Below are 18,042 nucleotides of genomic sequence, written 5' to 3'. Positions count from 1 at the left end.
TTTGCGGGGGTGGTCCGGGCCTGAGCTCTGCCGGATTCGACTTACAGAGCGGCTTCGGTCGCCGCAGCGGCTGCGCCGCCGAAGTGCTTCGGCAACGTCGCCTCGTGCGTCTCGCGCAGTTCGTCCAAGCCGATGGAGAAGTGATCGACGACCTCGAGGGCGGGTGCCTCGTCACCGGTGTCGGTCATGCCGATGCGGATGAACGGGAAGTGCCGAGCGGTGCACATGTCCTTGAACCGGACCTCCTCCGACCGCGGCACGGCCACGATCGCCCGGGCCGTCGACTCGGAGAAAAGAGCGGTGAAGACGTCGATGCCATCGCGTTCGCACACCTCATCGAGCCAGACCCTGGCCCCGGTGCCGAACCGCAGGGACGATTCGACGAGCGCCTGGGACAGGCCGCCCTCGGACAGATCGTGGGCGGCATCGATCATGCCGTCGCGCGAGGCGTTGACGAGGATCTCGCCGAGCTCCCGCTCCGCGGCCGGCTTGTACTGCGGGGGAACCCCGCCGAGGTGGCCGGCAGTGACATCGGCCCATGCCGATCCGTCGAGCTCCGCCGCGGTCGTGCCGAGCAGGTAGATCGTCTGGCCGGGCTCCTTCCACCCGCTCGGGGTGGCGCGGGTGACGTCGTCGAAGACACCGAGGACACCGACGACCGGGGTCGGGTGGATGGCCACTCCGCCGGTCTGGTTGTAGAGGGAGACGTTGCCGCCGGTGACGGGAATGCCGAGATCCTGGCACGCCTCGGCGAGGCCTTCGACGGCGGCGGCGAACTGCCACATGATCTCCGGATCCTCGGGGGAGCCGAAGTTGAGGCAGTCAGTCACGGCCCGGGGGATGGCCCCGGCGGTGGTGACATTCCGGTAGGCCTCGGCCAGTGCCAGCTGGGCGCCGCGAGCAGGATCGAGGTAGCCGTAGCGGCCGTTGGCATCGGTGGCGATGGCCACGCCGAGCCCGGATTCCTCGTCGACGCGGACGACTCCGGCATCATCGGGGAAGGCCTGGGCGGTATTGCCCTGGACGTACTTGTCGTACTGCCCGGTGATCCAATCCGCCGAGGCGAGGTTGGGCGATCCGGCCAGCTGGAGGACGGTCCGACGCAGTTCCTCATCGGTGGACGGACGCGCCAATCCGGCGGCTTCGACGGTGTTCGCAGCCACCTCGGCGGTCCATGAGGGCTCACGCATCGGACGCTCATAGACGGGTCCGTCGTGGGCGACCGAACGCGGGGGCACGTCGACGATGACATCGCCGTGCCATTCGATGATGAGGCGGCCGGTGTCGGTGACCTCGCCGAGCACGGAGGTCTCGACATCCCACTTGCCGACGATTGCGAGGAAATCCTCGAGGCGGTCGGGGCGGACCACGGCCATCATGCGCTCCTGCGACTCCGACATGAGGATCTCCTCGGGAGTCAGGGTCTCATCGCGCAGCAGCACATCGTCGAGGGCGATGTGCATGCCGCCGTCGCCGTTCGACGCCAGCTCCGAGGTCGCGCAGCTGATGCCGGCGGCTCCGAGGTCCTGGATGCCCTCGACGACTCCGGCGTGGAAGAGTTCGAGGCAGCATTCGATGAGCACCTTCTCCGCGAAGGGGTCGCCGACCTGCACGGCCGGACGCTTCGAGGGCTTCGTATCGTCGAAGGACTCCGAGGCGAGGATCGAAGCCCCGCCGATGCCGTCGCCGCCGGTCCGGGCACCGAAGAGCACGACCTTGTTGCCCTTGCCCGAGGCATTCGCCAGGCGAATGTCCTCGTGGCGGAGGACGCCGACAGCCAAGGCGTTGACCAGGGGGTTTCCCTGGTAGACGGAGTCGAAGACGGTTTCGCCGCCGATGTTGGGCAGGCCCAGGGAATTGCCGTAGTTGCTGATGCCCGAGACGACGCCGTGGACGACGCGGGAGGTGTCGGGATGGTCGATCGCACCGAAGCGCAGCTGATCCATCACGGCGACCGGGCGGGCGCCCATCGAGATGATGTCGCGGACGATTCCGCCCACGCCGGTGGCCGCACCCTGGTGCGGTTCGACATAGCTGGGGTGGTTGTGGGACTCGACCTTGAAGGTCACGGCCCAACCGTCGCCGATGTCGACGACGCCGGCGTTCTCGCCGATGCCCACGAGCAGGTGCTTCTTCATGTCTTCGGTGACCTTGTCACCGAACTTCGACAGGTGGACCTTCGAGGACTTGTAGGAGCAGTGTTCGGACCACATGACCGAATACATCGCCAACTCCGCCGAGGTGGGGCGACGTCCCAGGATCTCCCGGATCCTGTCATATTCGTCGGCCTTGAGACCGAGATCCGCATAGGGCTGTTCGACCTCCGGATTCGCGGCGGCGAACTCGACCGTCTCCTTGACCTTCTTCGAATTCTCCTGCGGGGGATCGACCTGCGCGGAATCGGCAGAACTGAGGTGTGACGACATGTCCTCTTCGGGGCCCTTTCATACGACGCGGCACTCAGCGCCAATCTTAGCCGGGGTCACGGCGGGGGAGCGAAGCGGTCCGCGCCTTGACCATCGCGGGCCGGATGTCGGGCGGATGTCGGGCGGACATGCGGTGAGCGCCACGGTCCGGATGAGGATCGAGCGCCTCGGCGCGCATTTAGAATGGTGGCCATGGCAACTCCCAAGATCGTCCTGTTCTACGTCTTCACCCCCTTGGCCGACCCCGAGGCGGTCAAGCTCTGGCAGCACACCCTGGCCGAGAGCCTCGGGCTCAAGGGGCGAGTGATCGTGTCGAAGGACGGCATCAACGCTACCATCGGCGGGGACATCTTCGACGTCAAGCAGTACGTGCGGGCCACGAAGTCCTACGCCCCATTCAAGAAGGCCGACATCAAATGGTCCAACGGCGAGGGCGACGACTTCCCGCGCCTGAGCGTCAAGGTCCGCCCCGAGCTCGTCACCTTCGGCACCGACGACGAGATCACCGTGACCGAGAACGGCGTCGAAGGCGGCGGCCGACATCTCAAGCCCGGAGCCCTGCACAAACTCCTCGACGAACGCGGCGATGACGTCGTCTTCTTCGACGGCCGCAACGCCATGGAGGCCCAGATCGGGAAGTTCCGCGACGCCATCGTGCCCGAGACCGACACGACCCGCGACTTCATCGCGGAGATCGAATCCGGCAAATACGACGAACTCAAGGACAAGCCGGTCGTCACCTACTGCACCGGCGGAATCCGCTGCGAGGTCCTGTCCGTGCTGATGAAGAACCGCGGCTTCTCGGAGGTCTACCAACTCGACGGCGGGATCGTCCGCTACGGCGAGACCTTCGGCAACTCCGGCTACTGGGACGGCTCCCTCTACGTCTTCGACAAGCGCATGCACGTGGAGTTCGGGGAGGACGGCGAATCGATCGGCCAATGCGTGTGCTGCGGGAAGAACACCCCGGAGTTCGTCAACTGTGCCAACCTCGAATGCCGCCGGCAGTATCTGCGCTGCGCCGAGTGCACGGAGAAGGGTCTCCAGCCCTACTGTGCCGAGTGCGTGGAGGCAGGGATCCCCGCCGAGGCGGCCGCCGGCTGAGCGCAGCCGTCACCTACGCGGCTGGCGCGGCAGAGCGCAGCCGTCACCTACCGGGGTGGCGCAGCAGAGACTTGGTCGCGGCCCGGATATCCGTCCAGCGGAAGTCGAAGCCGGCCCGCTCGAGCTTTTCGGGCACGGCCCAGCGGCTCTTGAGTACGAGCTCGGATTCCTGCTGCAGGACGATCATCCCGATCTCGAGCAGCCACCTCGGAGCGGGAATGCCGATCGGCATCCGCACGGCCGAGCGCAGTGCGGACATGAGGGCCGAGTTGTCGGAGGCCCCGGGGGTGGAGACGTTGATCGGGCCGGTGAGCTCGTCGTGGGTGTCGATGAACCGGATCGCGCGGATGACGTCCTCGATGTGCACCCAGCTGAAGCGCTGGTGGCCATGCGTCGGCGGGTGCTGTCGCCAGACTCTCGGCCCCGAGGCGTCAGGACCGATCCCGCGGTACCGGGTATGCGGCAACCATCGGCCCTCGAGCTGAGGGCCGCCGACGCCGAAGCGTGCGGCAGTTGCCAGCATGTTCAGGGCGGCACCGTCGCCGAGCACGATGGCCATGCGCAGCGCCACTCGCCGGGTCTCAGGCAGCTCTCCGGCGAAGAGCTCCTTCTCCCACCCTTTGGCCACATCGACGGAGAAGCCCTCCCCGACGTCGCCGTCGGCCTCGGTCTGCGGACGGTCCGTCGCATGGCGGTAGATCGTCGCCGTGCTCGAGTTGATCCACAGGCGTGGAGGCGCCGAGGCGGCCGCGACAGCATCGTTGAGCGCTCGGGTGGTCAGCATCCGGGAGTCCCAGATCTCCTGCCGGTTGCGATCGCGATAGCGACATCCGACGCTGCGCCCGGCGAAGTTGATGAGGAGATCGGCGCCGTCGATTAGGTCGGCGATCTCGTTCGGTGAGTCCCAAGTGGCATCGCTGCCCGAGGCGGGGCGTCCGATGGTGCGCACCTCATAGCCCCACACGCGCAGGGGAGTGACGAGAGAACCGCCGATGAAGCCGGAAGCTCCCGCGATGACGGCACGAGGACGGGCGGACTGACCGGAAGAACTGATGGAGTCATCGCTCATGGCACGACCGTAGCACCGGGTGCAGGGCCAAGCCGCGGGAGAAATCAGCCGCTCGAGTTTGCTGGTGACCGTTGTCACAAGCAAGACTCCGGTTTCGAGTTGCACGCACATCCCGAACTGGTCTAGAGTTATATCTCGTTGCCCCGGCGATAACGGATCGAAACGAAACGTTCTCCACAGGGTGTGACCAGGACAAACACTCAGATGTTTGGCAGGTCTTCCAGCAGGGCAACAAGAAGCTGATACCCCCAGTGAACGTGCCGCTCTTTTGTGTGGTTCGGTGATGGGTGTGTGTTTGTGGTTTGAGAATCCAATAGCGTGTTTGTTTGAACAATTAGTGATGCCAGATAATTATTTTCTGGTAAGACAACCACATGATCAAACATTTGGTGCCGACCCTTCGCCGGGTGGGTGCCGTTGTGGTGTTTGGTTGTGTTTTTTTTGGGTCAACCTTCTCACCCCGTGAGGGGTTGGCTGTCTTGCTGGGATTCTTACGTAACATAAAGTTTTTTATGGAGAGTTTGATCCTGGCTCAGGACGAACGCTGGCTGCGTGCTTAACACATGCAAGTCGAACGCTGAAGCCTACAGCTTGCTGTGGGTGGATGAGTGGCGAACGGGTGAGTAACACGTGAGTAACCTGCCCCCGATTTCGGGATAAGCCCGGGAAACTGGGTCTAATACCGGATATGACCAGAGGACGCATGTTCTCTGGTGGAAAGTTTTTCGATCGGGGATGGGCTCGCGGCCTATCAGCTTGTTGGTGGGGTAATGGCCTACCAAGGCGACGACGGGTAGCCGGCCTGAGAGGGCGACCGGCCACACTGGGACTGAGACACGGCCCAGACTCCTACGGGAGGCAGCAGTGGGGAATATTGCACAATGGGGGAAACCCTGATGCAGCGACGCAGCGTGCGGGATGACGGCCTTCGGGTTGTAAACCGCTTTCAGCAGGGAAGAAGCGAAAGTGACGGTACCTGCAGAAGAAGTACCGGCTAACTACGTGCCAGCAGCCGCGGTAATACGTAGGGTACGAGCGTTGTCCGGAATTATTGGGCGTAAAGAGCTCGTAGGTGGTTGGTCACGTCTGCTGTGGAAACGCAACGCTTAACGTTGCGCGGGCAGTGGGTACGGGCTGACTAGAGTGCAGTAGGGGAGTCTGGAATTCCTGGTGTAGCGGTGAAATGCGCAGATATCAGGAGGAACACCGGTGGCGAAGGCGGGACTCTGGGCTGTAACTGACACTGAGGAGCGAAAGCATGGGGAGCGAACAGGATTAGATACCCTGGTAGTCCATGCCGTAAACGTTGGGCACTAGGTGTGGGGGACATTCCACGTTCTCCGCGCCGTAGCTAACGCATTAAGTGCCCCGCCTGGGGAGTACGGTCGCAAGGCTAAAACTCAAAGGAATTGACGGGGGCCCGCACAAGCGGCGGAGCATGCGGATTAATTCGATGCAACGCGAAGAACCTTACCAAGGCTTGACATACACCGGACCGGGCTGGAAACAGTCTTTCCCTTTTTGGGCTGGTGTACAGGTGGTGCATGGTTGTCGTCAGCTCGTGTCGTGAGATGTTGGGTTAAGTCCCGCAACGAGCGCAACCCTCGTTCTATGTTGCCAGCACGTGATGGTGGGAACTCATAGGAGACTGCCGGGGTCAACTCGGAGGAAGGTGGGGATGACGTCAAATCATCATGCCCTTTATGTCTTGGGCTTCACGCATGCTACAATGGCTGGTACAGAGAGAGGCGAACCCGTGAGGGTAAGCGAATCCCTTAAAGCCAGTCTCAGTTCGGATCGTAGTCTGCAATTCGACTACGTGAAGTCGGAGTCGCTAGTAATCGCAGATCAGCAACGCTGCGGTGAATACGTTCCCGGGCCTTGTACACACCGCCCGTCAAGTCACGAAAGTCGGTAACACCCGAAGCCGGTGGCCCAACCCTTGTGGAGGGGGCCGTCTAAGGTGGGACTGGTGATTGGGACTAAGTCGTAACAAGGTAGCCGTACCGGAAGGTGCGGCTGGATCACCTCCTTTCTAAGGAGCACACATTAAGATCCTCATGCCACGACCCGTACGTGGTCGTCATGAGAGCTCAAGGGTGGAACATCATCTAATTGGCTCGTCCACACAGCGTCGCCTGGGGTTTGTGCCTCGGGTGGCGGTGAGCGTGGGCGAATATGAACTGACACGTTATTGGGTCCTGGAATCACAAGCTCCCGCACACTGTGTGTGGGTGTGGTTTCAACCAACAGGACCAACCCGAACCAGCAGGTGCCACGTGTTGTGGCAGGTGTTGGGGTGGTGTTTGGTAGTGGTTTGAGAATCGTATAGTGGACGCGAGCATCAACAGGCCCGCAGCAATCCCCTCTTTGTGGGGGAGTGTGTGTGGGGTTGTTTATGTAATGTGATTTTCTTGTGATCATCTTAGAGTGATTGAAAAATATTTTCGCGCATACACGAAACCAGCCCGTGTGGGGTGGGATGAGTGTATAAGAGCGCATGGTGGATGCCTTGGCATCAGGAGCCGATGAAGGACGTGGAAATCTGCGATAAGCCTCGGGGAGCCGATAAACGGGCGTTGATCCGAGGGTGTCCGAATGGGGAAACCCCGCCACCTGTGAGGGTGGTGACCCGCATCTGAATATATAGGGTGTGTGGAGGGAACGCGGGGAAGTGAAACATCTCAGTACCCGTAGGAAGAGAAAATAACAATGATTCCGGGAGTAGTGGCGAGCGAAACTGGATGAGCCTAAACCTGATCAGTGTCAAGCGTGCTGGTGTTGCTGGTTGGGTGTTGTGGGGTGTGCGTGTTCGGTCCAGCATGACCGGGACGTTGATGTGTGATGCGTGTAGTCGAACCTGGTGGGAAACAGGACCGGAGTGGGTGAGAGTCCCGTAGGCGAAACATGTGTCCCCGACGTTGTGTACATACCCGAGTAGCACGGAACTCGTGGAATTTCGTGTGAATCTGCCAGGACCACCTGGTAAGGCTAAATACTTCCTGATGACCGATAGCGGAATAGTACCGTGAGGGAATGGTGAAAAGTACCCCGGGAGGGGAGTGAAAGAGTACCTGAAACCATGTGCTTACAATCCGTCAGAGCCTCCTTTGTTGGGGTGATGGCGTGCCTTTTGAAGAATGAGCCTGCGAGTTAGCGGTGCGTGGCGAGGTTAACCCGTGTGGGGTAGCCGTAGCGAAAGCGAGTCCGAATAGGGCGAATCTAGTCGCGTGTCCTAGACCCGAAGCGGAGTGATCTAGCCATGGGCAGGGTGAAGCAGCAGTAAGATGTTGTGGAGGCCCGCACCCACTTCAGTTGAAAATGGAGGGGATGACCTGTGGTTAGGGGTGAAAGGCCAATCAAACTCTGTGATAGCTGGTTCTCCCCGAAATGCATTTAGGTGCAGCGTTGCGTGGTTCTTGCCGGAGGTAGAGCTACTGGATGGCTGATGGGCCCCACCGGGTTACTGACGTCAACTAAACTCCGAATGCCGGTAAGGTTCAGCGTGGCAGTGAGACAGTGGGGGATAAGCTTCATTGTCGAGAGGGAAACAGCCCAGACCATCAACTAAGGCCCCTAAGCGTGTGCTGAGTGGGAAAGGATGTTCAGTTGCGAAGACAACCAGGAGGTTGGCTTAGAAGCAGCCACCCTTGAAAGAGTGCGTAATAGCTCACTGGTCAAGTGATTGAGCGCCGATAATGTAGCGGGGCTAAGTACACCGCCGAAGTTGTGGCAGCATCCCAGATAGCCGTAATGGTGGGGTGTTGGGTAGGGGAGCGTCGAGTCGCCGGTGAAGCTGCAGTGTGAACTAGTGGTGGAGGCGGCTCGAGTGAGAATGCAGGCATGAGTAGCGAAAGACGGGTGAGAAACCCGTCCACCGGATGACCAAGGGTTCCAGGGCTAGGCTAATCCGCCCTGGGTAAGTCGGGACCTAAGGCGAGGCCGACAGGCGTAGTCGATGGACAACCAGTTGATATTCTGGTACCGACACACAACCGACAGTACCAAAACACATGATACTAACCCCCAGACTCGCCCTTTTCGACTTCGGTTGAGTTGGGATGAGCGAGGGGGGACCTGAGTGTGGAGTCGGTAAGCGTGAGGTGTGACGCAGAAAGGTAGCCAGGCCGTGCGATGGTAGTCACGGTCTAAGGTTGTAGCACGTGGGGGTAGGCAAATCCGTCCCCACACATAGTGTGAGAGCTGATGGGCGCCCCACTTGGTGGGGTGATCTGGTGATCCTCTGCTGCCGAGAAAAGCATCGACGTGAGGGTGTGTGTTGCCCGTACCCTATAACCGACACAGGTGGTCGAGTAGAGAATACTAAGGTGATCGAGAGAATCGTGGTTAAGGAACTCGGCAAAATGCCCCCGTAACTTCGGGAGAAGGGGGGCCATCCCGGTGAACCCAACTTGCTTGGGGATGTGCTGGTGGTGGTCGCAGAGGCCAGAGAGAAGCGACTGTTTATTAAAAACACAGGTCCGTGCGAAGATGTAAGTCGATGTATACGGACTGACGCCTGCCCGGTGCTGGAAGGTTAAGAGGACCTGTTAACCCCTTTCGGGGGGTGAAGCGGAGAATTTAAGCCCCAGTAAACGGCGGTGGTAACTATAACCATCCTAAGGTAGCGAAATTCCTTGTCGGGTAAGTTCCGACCTGCACGAATGGCGTAACGACTTCTCTGCTGTCTCAACCACGAACTCGGCGAAATTGCATTACGAGTAAAGATGCTCGTTACGCGCAGCAGGACGGAAAGACCCCGAGACCTTCACTATAGTTTGGTATTGGGCTTCGGTGTGGTTTGTGTAGGATAGGTGGGAGACTATGAAGCTGGATCGCTAGATCTGGTGGAGTCATTCGTGAAATACCACTCTGACCATTCTGGATTCCTTAACTTCGGACCCTGATCGGGTTCAGGGACAGTGCCTGATGGGTAGTTTAACTGGGGCGGTTGCCTCCTAAAGAGTAACGGAGGCGCCCAAAGGTTCCCTCAGCCTGGTTGGCAATCAGGTGTCGAGTGTAAGTGCACAAGGGAGCTTGACTGTGAGACGGACGTGTCGAGCAGGAGCGAAAGCTGGGACTAGTGACCCGGCCATGGCTTGTGGAAGCGTGGTCGCTCAACGGATAAAAGGTACCTCGGGGATAACAGGCTGATCTTGCCCAAGAGTCCATATCGACGGCATGGTTTGGCACCTCGATGTCGGCTCGTCGCATCCTGGGGCTGTAGTCGGTCCCAAGGGTTGGGCTGTTCGCCCATTAAAGCGGTACGCGAGCTGGGTTTAGAACGTCGTGAGACAGTTCGGTCCCTATCCGCTGCGTGCGTAGGAAATTTGTGGAGGTCTGTCCTTAGTACGAGAGGACCGGGACGGACGAACCTCTGGTGTGCCAGTTGTTCTGCCAAGGGCATGGCTGGTTGGCTACGTTCGGGATGGATAACCGCTGAAAGCATCTAAGCGGGAAGCCTGCTCCGAGATGAGATTTCCAACCCACTTTGTGGGGGGAGGTGTCCTATAGATGATGGGGTTGATAGGCCGGGTATGGAAGCACTGTGAGGTGTGGAGTTGACTGGTACTAATACACCGATCACTCATCAACCTTTTGGGTTGGTGTGTGCGTGGAAGAGTAGACACTCTGTTTGATCATACGAGATCACATTTTTTGTGGTGTTCGCGTTCGCTGTGCGGTTCTTGGACCACTACCGCCGATACGTCGTTGTGGCGTGTGGTGGTGGTTTGTTGGTTTTGCGGTGGTGATAGTGGTGGGGAAACGCCCGGTTAACCGTTCCGATCCCGGTAGCTAAGCCCATTTCATGCTGATGGTACTGCAACTTGGTGGTTGTGGGAGAGTAGGTGACTGCCGCAATATTTTTTGGAGAGGGTCACCCCCTGTTGGGGGTGGCCCTCTTCGTGTATTCACACCCAAACACAAACGAGGGGAGTGTCCTCCTGGCTACGGTCAGGAGGACACTCCCCTCGTGGCTTTTGCGGCTTCCAATCGGCTGCATAGTTATCTGCTGATGATGGCAGCTCGGAGCCAAGTGGGAGTAGCTGGTTATGACGGTGTGCAGTGGCGCAGCGACGCCGCACGGATGCCGAGTCGCCCCTTGTCGAGCCGTATGATGAGTCGTAATCTAGTCATATAGCGGGTTAGTGGGTAGTAGCTCAGTCGTTAGGATTCGAGATGGACGTTACACGGTCAGTTACGCGTCGCCTCGGCGAGGTCGGAGGGTCTGTACGCCGGTGGCGACTGCTGCAGTCGCTCAAGGCCGAGGAGCTCGCGGAGCGTGCAGGAATCTCCCGCTCTACCCTGCAGAAGATCGAACGCGGTGAGGCCGGTGTCTCGTTCGGGGCGGTGCTGTCGGTGATGCAGGCATTAGGGCAGCTGGAGCACGTCGCCGAGTCGTTCGACCCTCTGAGCACCGACGTGGGCAAGTTGCGTGCATCTGAGGTACTGCCTGAGCGGATCCGTCGATGAGCGAAGAGATCCGGGTCGAGATGGCTCATGACGATGGCGCGGTGCTCGTCGGCACGGCCTACTTCCATGTGGCCAGAGGGCAAATCTCGACGACCTTCAGATACTCCGACGACTATCTCTCCTCTCGTTGGGCCTACCCCATCGATCCATTGCTGTCGCTGTCTGCTGCTCCCTTCAGCGTTCCTGGGCTGCCCGGGTGCTTCTCCGACTGCGCCCCCGATCGATGGGGCAGGAATCTTGTGGCCAAACAGCACCGCAGGCTTGTCGGCGAGGGCATCGCTCGGGATCGTCGGCTGACCGATGTCGACTATCTGCTCGGCGTCAGCGATGAGACACGGCAGGGTGCGCTTCGCTTCAGACATTCCATCGCAGAGGAGTACCTCGGCTCCGGCACTCATATCCCGAAGCTGCTCTCACTCCCGGAGCTGCAGCGGGCCGCGGACGATGCGGCAGAGGGATCCGACGTCGCCATCAAACGCCTGCTCGAGGCCGGTACCGGTTCACTTGGTGGCGCCCGGCCCAAAGCGTCCGTCCTCGGCGATGACGGAACGCTGATGATCGCGAAGTTCTCACGAGAGACCGACGACTGGAACGTCATCGCCTGGGAAGCCCTGTCGCTCAGGCTTGCGCAGTCCGCCGGCATCTCGGTTCCGGTCAATAGACTGCTGACGATCGACGAGAGGCCCGTCCTGCTTCTGCAGCGATTCGACCGCACCGGCAACCGTCGCCACGGCTACATCAGCGCCATGACAGCCGCAGGACGACGTGACGGAGAGCCGGCCGACTACCTCGACGTCGTCGAAGCCATCGAAGATCTCAGCGGTCGCTGGCGTCGCGACTGCGAAGCACTCTTCCGTCGTTTGGTCTTCTCGGTGGCCACTCACAATACAGATGATCATCTGCGCAACCATGGATTCGTTCGCACCGAATCCGGTTGGGAGCTGTCGCCGGCGTTCGACATCAATCCCCAGCCTTCGCTCGTCGTTGATCGGCAGACTGGGATCAACGGCGTCACCGAAACCGACGACGAAGCAGAGGCGCTCCTCGAGTTCGCCGGCTTATGTCACCTGACCATTCCGGCCGCACGGAGGATCATGGTCGACGTCGCCGAGGCGGTCGGGCAGTGGCGACAGCATGCTGCGGCACTGCCGATCACGTCCACAGACCTCGACCGCATCGGCAGTGCCATCGAGACACAGGTTGACCGGGTGAAGAACGCCGCAGGCGCCTGACCGGACAGCGGCGATTCCAGCTCGGATGTTCGGTGTGCTGAAAGCAGGAAAGCGTCGTCAATCCAGGTCGATGGTCCGGTGATGACGGGGCTGCAGGGCTACGTGCGCGGTGTCACAGTGGCGTGGTTGGGTTTCGAGTTGCACGCACATCCCGAACTGGTCTAGAGTTATATCTCGTTGCCCCGGCGATAACGGATCGAAACGAAACGTTCTCCACAGGGTGTGACCAGGACAAACACTCAGATGTTTGGCAGGTCTTCCAGCAGGGCAACAAGAAGCTGATACCCCCAGTGAACGTGCCGCTCTTTTGTGTGGTTCGGTGATGGGTGTGTGTTTGTGGTTTGAGAATCCAATAGCGTGTTTGTTTGAACAATTAGTGATGCCAGATAATTATTTTCTGGTAAGACAACCACATGATCAAACATTTGGTGCCGACCCTTCGCCGGGTGGGTGCCGTTGTGGTGTTTGGTTGTGTTTTTTTTGGGTCAACCTTCTCACCCCGTGAGGGGTTGGCTGTCTTGCTGGGATTCTTACGTAACATAAAGTTTTTTATGGAGAGTTTGATCCTGGCTCAGGACGAACGCTGGCTGCGTGCTTAACACATGCAAGTCGAACGCTGAAGCCTACAGCTTGCTGTGGGTGGATGAGTGGCGAACGGGTGAGTAACACGTGAGTAACCTGCCCCCGATTTCGGGATAAGCCCGGGAAACTGGGTCTAATACCGGATATGACCAGAGGACGCATGTTCTCTGGTGGAAAGTTTTTCGATCGGGGATGGGCTCGCGGCCTATCAGCTTGTTGGTGGGGTAATGGCCTACCAAGGCGACGACGGGTAGCCGGCCTGAGAGGGCGACCGGCCACACTGGGACTGAGACACGGCCCAGACTCCTACGGGAGGCAGCAGTGGGGAATATTGCACAATGGGGGAAACCCTGATGCAGCGACGCAGCGTGCGGGATGACGGCCTTCGGGTTGTAAACCGCTTTCAGCAGGGAAGAAGCGAAAGTGACGGTACCTGCAGAAGAAGTACCGGCTAACTACGTGCCAGCAGCCGCGGTAATACGTAGGGTACGAGCGTTGTCCGGAATTATTGGGCGTAAAGAGCTCGTAGGTGGTTGGTCACGTCTGCTGTGGAAACGCAACGCTTAACGTTGCGCGGGCAGTGGGTACGGGCTGACTAGAGTGCAGTAGGGGAGTCTGGAATTCCTGGTGTAGCGGTGAAATGCGCAGATATCAGGAGGAACACCGGTGGCGAAGGCGGGACTCTGGGCTGTAACTGACACTGAGGAGCGAAAGCATGGGGAGCGAACAGGATTAGATACCCTGGTAGTCCATGCCGTAAACGTTGGGCACTAGGTGTGGGGGACATTCCACGTTCTCCGCGCCGTAGCTAACGCATTAAGTGCCCCGCCTGGGGAGTACGGTCGCAAGGCTAAAACTCAAAGGAATTGACGGGGGCCCGCACAAGCGGCGGAGCATGCGGATTAATTCGATGCAACGCGAAGAACCTTACCAAGGCTTGACATACACCGGACCGGGCTGGAAACAGTCTTTCCCTTTTTGGGCTGGTGTACAGGTGGTGCATGGTTGTCGTCAGCTCGTGTCGTGAGATGTTGGGTTAAGTCCCGCAACGAGCGCAACCCTCGTTCTATGTTGCCAGCACGTGATGGTGGGAACTCATAGGAGACTGCCGGGGTCAACTCGGAGGAAGGTGGGGATGACGTCAAATCATCATGCCCTTTATGTCTTGGGCTTCACGCATGCTACAATGGCTGGTACAGAGAGAGGCGAACCCGTGAGGGTAAGCGAATCCCTTAAAGCCAGTCTCAGTTCGGATCGTAGTCTGCAATTCGACTACGTGAAGTCGGAGTCGCTAGTAATCGCAGATCAGCAACGCTGCGGTGAATACGTTCCCGGGCCTTGTACACACCGCCCGTCAAGTCACGAAAGTCGGTAACACCCGAAGCCGGTGGCCCAACCCTTGTGGAGGGGGCCGTCTAAGGTGGGACTGGTGATTGGGACTAAGTCGTAACAAGGTAGCCGTACCGGAAGGTGCGGCTGGATCACCTCCTTTCTAAGGAGCACACATTAAGATCCTCATGCCACGACCCGTACGTGGTCGTCATGAGAGCTCAAGGGTGGAACATCATCTAATTGGCTCGTCCACACAGCGTCGCCTGGGGTTTGTGCCTCGGGTGGCGGTGAGCGTGGGCGAATATGAACTGACACGTTATTGGGTCCTGGAATCACAAGCTCCCGCACACTGTGTGTGGGTGTGGTTTCAACCAACAGGACCAACCCGAACCAGCAGGTGCCACGTGTTGTGGCAGGTGTTGGGGTGGTGTTTGGTAGTGGTTTGAGAATCGTATAGTGGACGCGAGCATCAACAGGCCCGCAGCAATCCCCTCTTTGTGGGGGAGTGTGTGTGGGGTTGTTTATGTAATGTGATTTTCTTGTGATCATCTTAGAGTGATTGAAAAATATTTTCGCGCATACACGAAACCAGCCCGTGTGGGGTGGGATGAGTGTATAAGAGCGCATGGTGGATGCCTTGGCATCAGGAGCCGATGAAGGACGTGGAAATCTGCGATAAGCCTCGGGGAGCCGATAAACGGGCGTTGATCCGAGGGTGTCCGAATGGGGAAACCCCGCCACCTGTGAGGGTGGTGACCCGCATCTGAATATATAGGGTGTGTGGAGGGAACGCGGGGAAGTGAAACATCTCAGTACCCGTAGGAAGAGAAAATAACAATGATTCCGGGAGTAGTGGCGAGCGAAACTGGATGAGCCTAAACCTGATCAGTGTCAAGCGTGCTGGTGTTGCTGGTTGGGTGTTGTGGGGTGTGCGTGTTCGGTCCAGCATGACCGGGACGTTGATGTGTGATGCGTGTAGTCGAACCTGGTGGGAAACAGGACCGGAGTGGGTGAGAGTCCCGTAGGCGAAACATGTGTCCCCGACGTTGTGTACATACCCGAGTAGCACGGAACTCGTGGAATTTCGTGTGAATCTGCCAGGACCACCTGGTAAGGCTAAATACTTCCTGATGACCGATAGCGGAATAGTACCGTGAGGGAATGGTGAAAAGTACCCCGGGAGGGGAGTGAAAGAGTACCTGAAACCATGTGCTTACAATCCGTCAGAGCCTCCTTTGTTGGGGTGATGGCGTGCCTTTTGAAGAATGAGCCTGCGAGTTAGCGGTGCGTGGCGAGGTTAACCCGTGTGGGGTAGCCGTAGCGAAAGCGAGTCCGAATAGGGCGAATCTAGTCGCGTGTCCTAGACCCGAAGCGGAGTGATCTAGCCATGGGCAGGGTGAAGCAGCAGTAAGATGTTGTGGAGGCCCGCACCCACTTCAGTTGAAAATGGAGGGGATGACCTGTGGTTAGGGGTGAAAGGCCAATCAAACTCTGTGATAGCTGGTTCTCCCCGAAATGCATTTAGGTGCAGCGTTGCGTGGTTCTTGCCGGAGGTAGAGCTACTGGATGGCTGATGGGCCCCACCGGGTTACTGACGTCAACTAAACTCCGAATGCCGGTAAGGTTCAGCGTGGCAGTGAGACAGTGGGGGATAAGCTTCATTGTCGAGAGGGAAACAGCCCAGACCATCAACTAAGGCCCCTAAGCGTGTGCTGAGTGGGAAAGGATGTTCAGTTGCGAAGACAACCAGGAGGTTGGCTTAGAAGCAGCCACCCTTGAAAGAGTGCGTAATAGCTCACTGGTCAAGTGATTGAGCGCCGATAATGTAGCGGGGCTAAGTACACCGCCGAAGTTGTGGCAGCATCCCAGATAGCCGTAATGGTGGGGTGTTGGGTAGGGGAGCGTCGAGTCGCCGGTGAAGCTGCAGTGTGAACTAGTGGTGGAGGCGGCTCGAGTGAGAATGCAGGCATGAGTAGCGAAAGACGGGTGAGAAACCCGTCCACCGGATGACCAAGGGTTCCAGGGCTAGGCTAATCCGCCCTGGGTAAGTCGGGACCTAAGGCGAGGCCGACAGGCGTAGTCGATGGACAACCAGTTGATATTCTGGTACCGACACACAACCGACAGTACCAAAACACATGATACTAACCCCCAGACTCGCCCTTTTCGACTTCGGTTGAGTTGGGATGAGCGAGGGGGGACCTGAGTGTGGAGTCGGTAAGCGTGAGGTGTGACGCAGAAAGGTAGCCAGGCCGTGCGATGGTAGTCACGGTCTAAGGTTGTAGCACGTGGGGGTAGGCAAATCCGTCCCCACACATAGTGTGAGAGCTGATGGGCGCCCCACTTGGTGGGGTGATCTGGTGATCCTCTGCTGCCGAGAAAAGCATCGACGTGAGGGTGTGTGTTGCCCGTACCCTATAACCGACACAGGTGGTCGAGTAGAGAATACTAAGGTGATCGAGAGAATCGTGGTTAAGGAACTCGGCAAAATGCCCCCGTAACTTCGGGAGAAGGGGGGCCATCCCGGTGAACCCAACTTGCTTGGGGATGTGCTGGTGGTGGTCGCAGAGGCCAGAGAGAAGCGACTGTTTATTAAAAACACAGGTCCGTGCGAAGATGTAAGTCGATGTATACGGACTGACGCCTGCCCGGTGCTGGAAGGTTAAGAGGACCTGTTAACCCCTTTCGGGGGGTGAAGCGGAGAATTTAAGCCCCAGTAAACGGCGGTGGTAACTATAACCATCCTAAGGTAGCGAAATTCCTTGTCGGGTAAGTTCCGACCTGCACGAATGGCGTAACGACTTCTCTGCTGTCTCAACCACGAACTCGGCGAAATTGCATTACGAGTAAAGATGCTCGTTACGCGCAGCAGGACGGAAAGACCCCGAGACCTTCACTATAGTTTGGTATTGGGCTTCGGTGTGGTTTGTGTAGGATAGGTGGGAGACTATGAAGCTGGATCGCTAGATCTGGTGGAGTCATTCGTGAAATACCACTCTGACCATTCTGGATTCCTTAACTTCGGACCCTGATCGGGTTCAGGGACAGTGCCTGATGGGTAGTTTAACTGGGGCGGTTGCCTCCTAAAGAGTAACGGAGGCGCCCAAAGGTTCCCTCAGCCTGGTTGGCAATCAGGTGTCGAGTGTAAGTGCACAAGGGAGCTTGACTGTGAGACGGACGTGTCGAGCAGGAGCGAAAGCTGGGACTAGTGACCCGGCCATGGCTTGTGGAAGCGTGGTCGCTCAACGGATAAAAGGTACCTCGGGGATAACAGGCTGATCTTGCCCAAGAGTCCATATCGACGGCATGGTTTGGCACCTCGATGTCGGCTCGTCGCATCCTGGGGCTGTAGTCGGTCCCAAGGGTTGGGCTGTTCGCCCATTAAAGCGGTACGCGAGCTGGGTTTAGAACGTCGTGAGACAGTTCGGTCCCTATCCGCTGCGTGCGTAGGAAATTTGTGGAGGTCTGTCCTTAGTACGAGAGGACCGGGACGGACGAACCTCTGGTGTGCCAGTTGTTCTGCCAAGGGCATGGCTGGTTGGCTACGTTCGGGATGGATAACCGCTGAAAGCATCTAAGCGGGAAGCCTGCTCCGAGATGAGATTTCCAACCCACTTTGTGGGGGGAGGTGTCCTATAGATGATGGGGTTGATAGGCCGGGTATGGAAGCACTGTGAGGTGTGGAGTTGACTGGTACTAATACACCGATCACTCATCAACCTTTTGGGTTGGTGTGTGCGTGGAAGAGTAGACACTCTGTTTGATCATACGAGATCACATTTTTTGTGGTGTTCGCGTTCGCTGTGCGGTTCTTGGACCACTA

At 58.6% G+C, this 18,042-nt stretch carries 5 protein-coding genes and 5 rRNA genes; 8 read left to right on the top strand and 2 right to left on the bottom strand.

Going from position 1 to position 18,042, the window contains the following annotated elements:
* Positions 1-41: 41 nt before the first annotated feature.
* A complete protein-coding gene (gene purL / locus ACH82I_RS07770; RefSeq protein ID WP_230748070.1) occupies positions 42-2,426 on the bottom strand; it encodes a phosphoribosylformylglycinamidine synthase subunit PurL in 2,385 nt (794 codons plus the stop codon).
* Between the two features lie 192 nt (positions 2,427-2,618).
* Between purL and ACH82I_RS07765 the strand changes: the two genes are divergently transcribed.
* Complete coding sequence (locus ACH82I_RS07765) at positions 2,619-3,530, top strand: rhodanese-related sulfurtransferase (RefSeq protein WP_230748068.1); 912 nt, start codon at positions 2,619-2,621, stop codon at positions 3,528-3,530.
* Between the two features lie 43 nt (positions 3,531-3,573).
* On the opposite strand, the gene ACH82I_RS07760 is transcribed toward ACH82I_RS07765, so the two are convergent.
* Positions 3,574-4,599: an epimerase gene (locus ACH82I_RS07760; protein WP_230748067.1), complete on the bottom strand. Its 1,026-nt coding sequence runs from the start codon at positions 4,597-4,599 to the stop codon at positions 3,574-3,576.
* Positions 4,600-5,108: 509 nt separating this feature from the next.
* Between ACH82I_RS07760 and ACH82I_RS07755 the strand changes: the two genes are divergently transcribed.
* The 7 genes from ACH82I_RS07755 to ACH82I_RS07725 all read left to right on the top strand — a co-directional run bounded on the left by ACH82I_RS07755 (position 5,109) and on the right by ACH82I_RS07725 (position 17,939).
* Positions 5,109-6,634, top strand: a 16S ribosomal RNA gene (locus tag ACH82I_RS07755).
* A gap of 445 nt (positions 6,635-7,079) precedes the next feature.
* A 23S ribosomal RNA gene (locus ACH82I_RS07750) occupies positions 7,080-10,194 on the top strand.
* A gap of 147 nt (positions 10,195-10,341) precedes the next feature.
* Positions 10,342-10,461: ribosomal RNA gene (gene rrf / locus ACH82I_RS07745) — 5S ribosomal RNA — on the top strand.
* The 16S, 23S and 5S rRNA genes sit together here, the layout of an rRNA operon.
* 318 nt (positions 10,462-10,779) lie before the next feature.
* The gene (locus tag ACH82I_RS07740) at positions 10,780-11,073 is read left to right on the top strand and encodes a helix-turn-helix domain-containing protein (RefSeq protein ID WP_230748576.1); all 294 of its coding nucleotides are present in this window, start codon (positions 10,780-10,782) and stop codon (positions 11,071-11,073) included.
* A complete protein-coding gene (locus ACH82I_RS07735; RefSeq protein WP_230748575.1) occupies positions 11,070-12,305 on the top strand; it encodes a type II toxin-antitoxin system HipA family toxin in 1,236 nt (411 codons plus the stop codon). Before ACH82I_RS07740 ends, ACH82I_RS07735 begins: the two co-directional genes overlap by 4 nt.
* Before the next feature lie 548 nt (positions 12,306-12,853).
* Positions 12,854-14,379: ribosomal RNA gene (locus ACH82I_RS07730) — 16S ribosomal RNA — on the top strand.
* Positions 14,380-14,824: 445 nt separating this feature from the next.
* A 23S ribosomal RNA gene (locus ACH82I_RS07725) occupies positions 14,825-17,939 on the top strand.
* Positions 17,940-18,042 lie beyond the last annotated feature (103 nt).

The sequence above is a fragment of the Brevibacterium sp. GP-SGM9 genome, from assembly GCF_047300845.1.
Taxonomy (GTDB): Bacteria; Actinomycetota; Actinomycetes; order Actinomycetales; family Brevibacteriaceae; genus Brevibacterium.
Note: the sequence above shows the minus strand (reverse complement) of the source record. Positions and strands in the feature narration are given on the sequence as shown.

Bases quoted from the DNA above. Each gene is read 5' to 3' on its own strand.
- purL (WP_230748070.1), bottom strand. From the start codon at position 2,426: ATGTCGTCACACCTCAGTTCTGCCGATTCCGCGCAGGTCGATCCCCCG.
- ACH82I_RS07765 (WP_230748068.1), top strand. From the start codon at position 2,619: ATGGCAACTCCCAAGATCGTCCTGTTCTACGTCTTCACCCCCTTGGCC.
- ACH82I_RS07760 (WP_230748067.1), bottom strand. From the start codon at position 4,599: ATGAGCGATGACTCCATCAGTTCTTCCGGTCAGTCCGCCCGTCCTCGT.
- ACH82I_RS07740 (WP_230748576.1), top strand. From the start codon at position 10,780: ATGGACGTTACACGGTCAGTTACGCGTCGCCTCGGCGAGGTCGGAGGG.
- ACH82I_RS07735 (WP_230748575.1), top strand. From the start codon at position 11,070: ATGAGCGAAGAGATCCGGGTCGAGATGGCTCATGACGATGGCGCGGTG.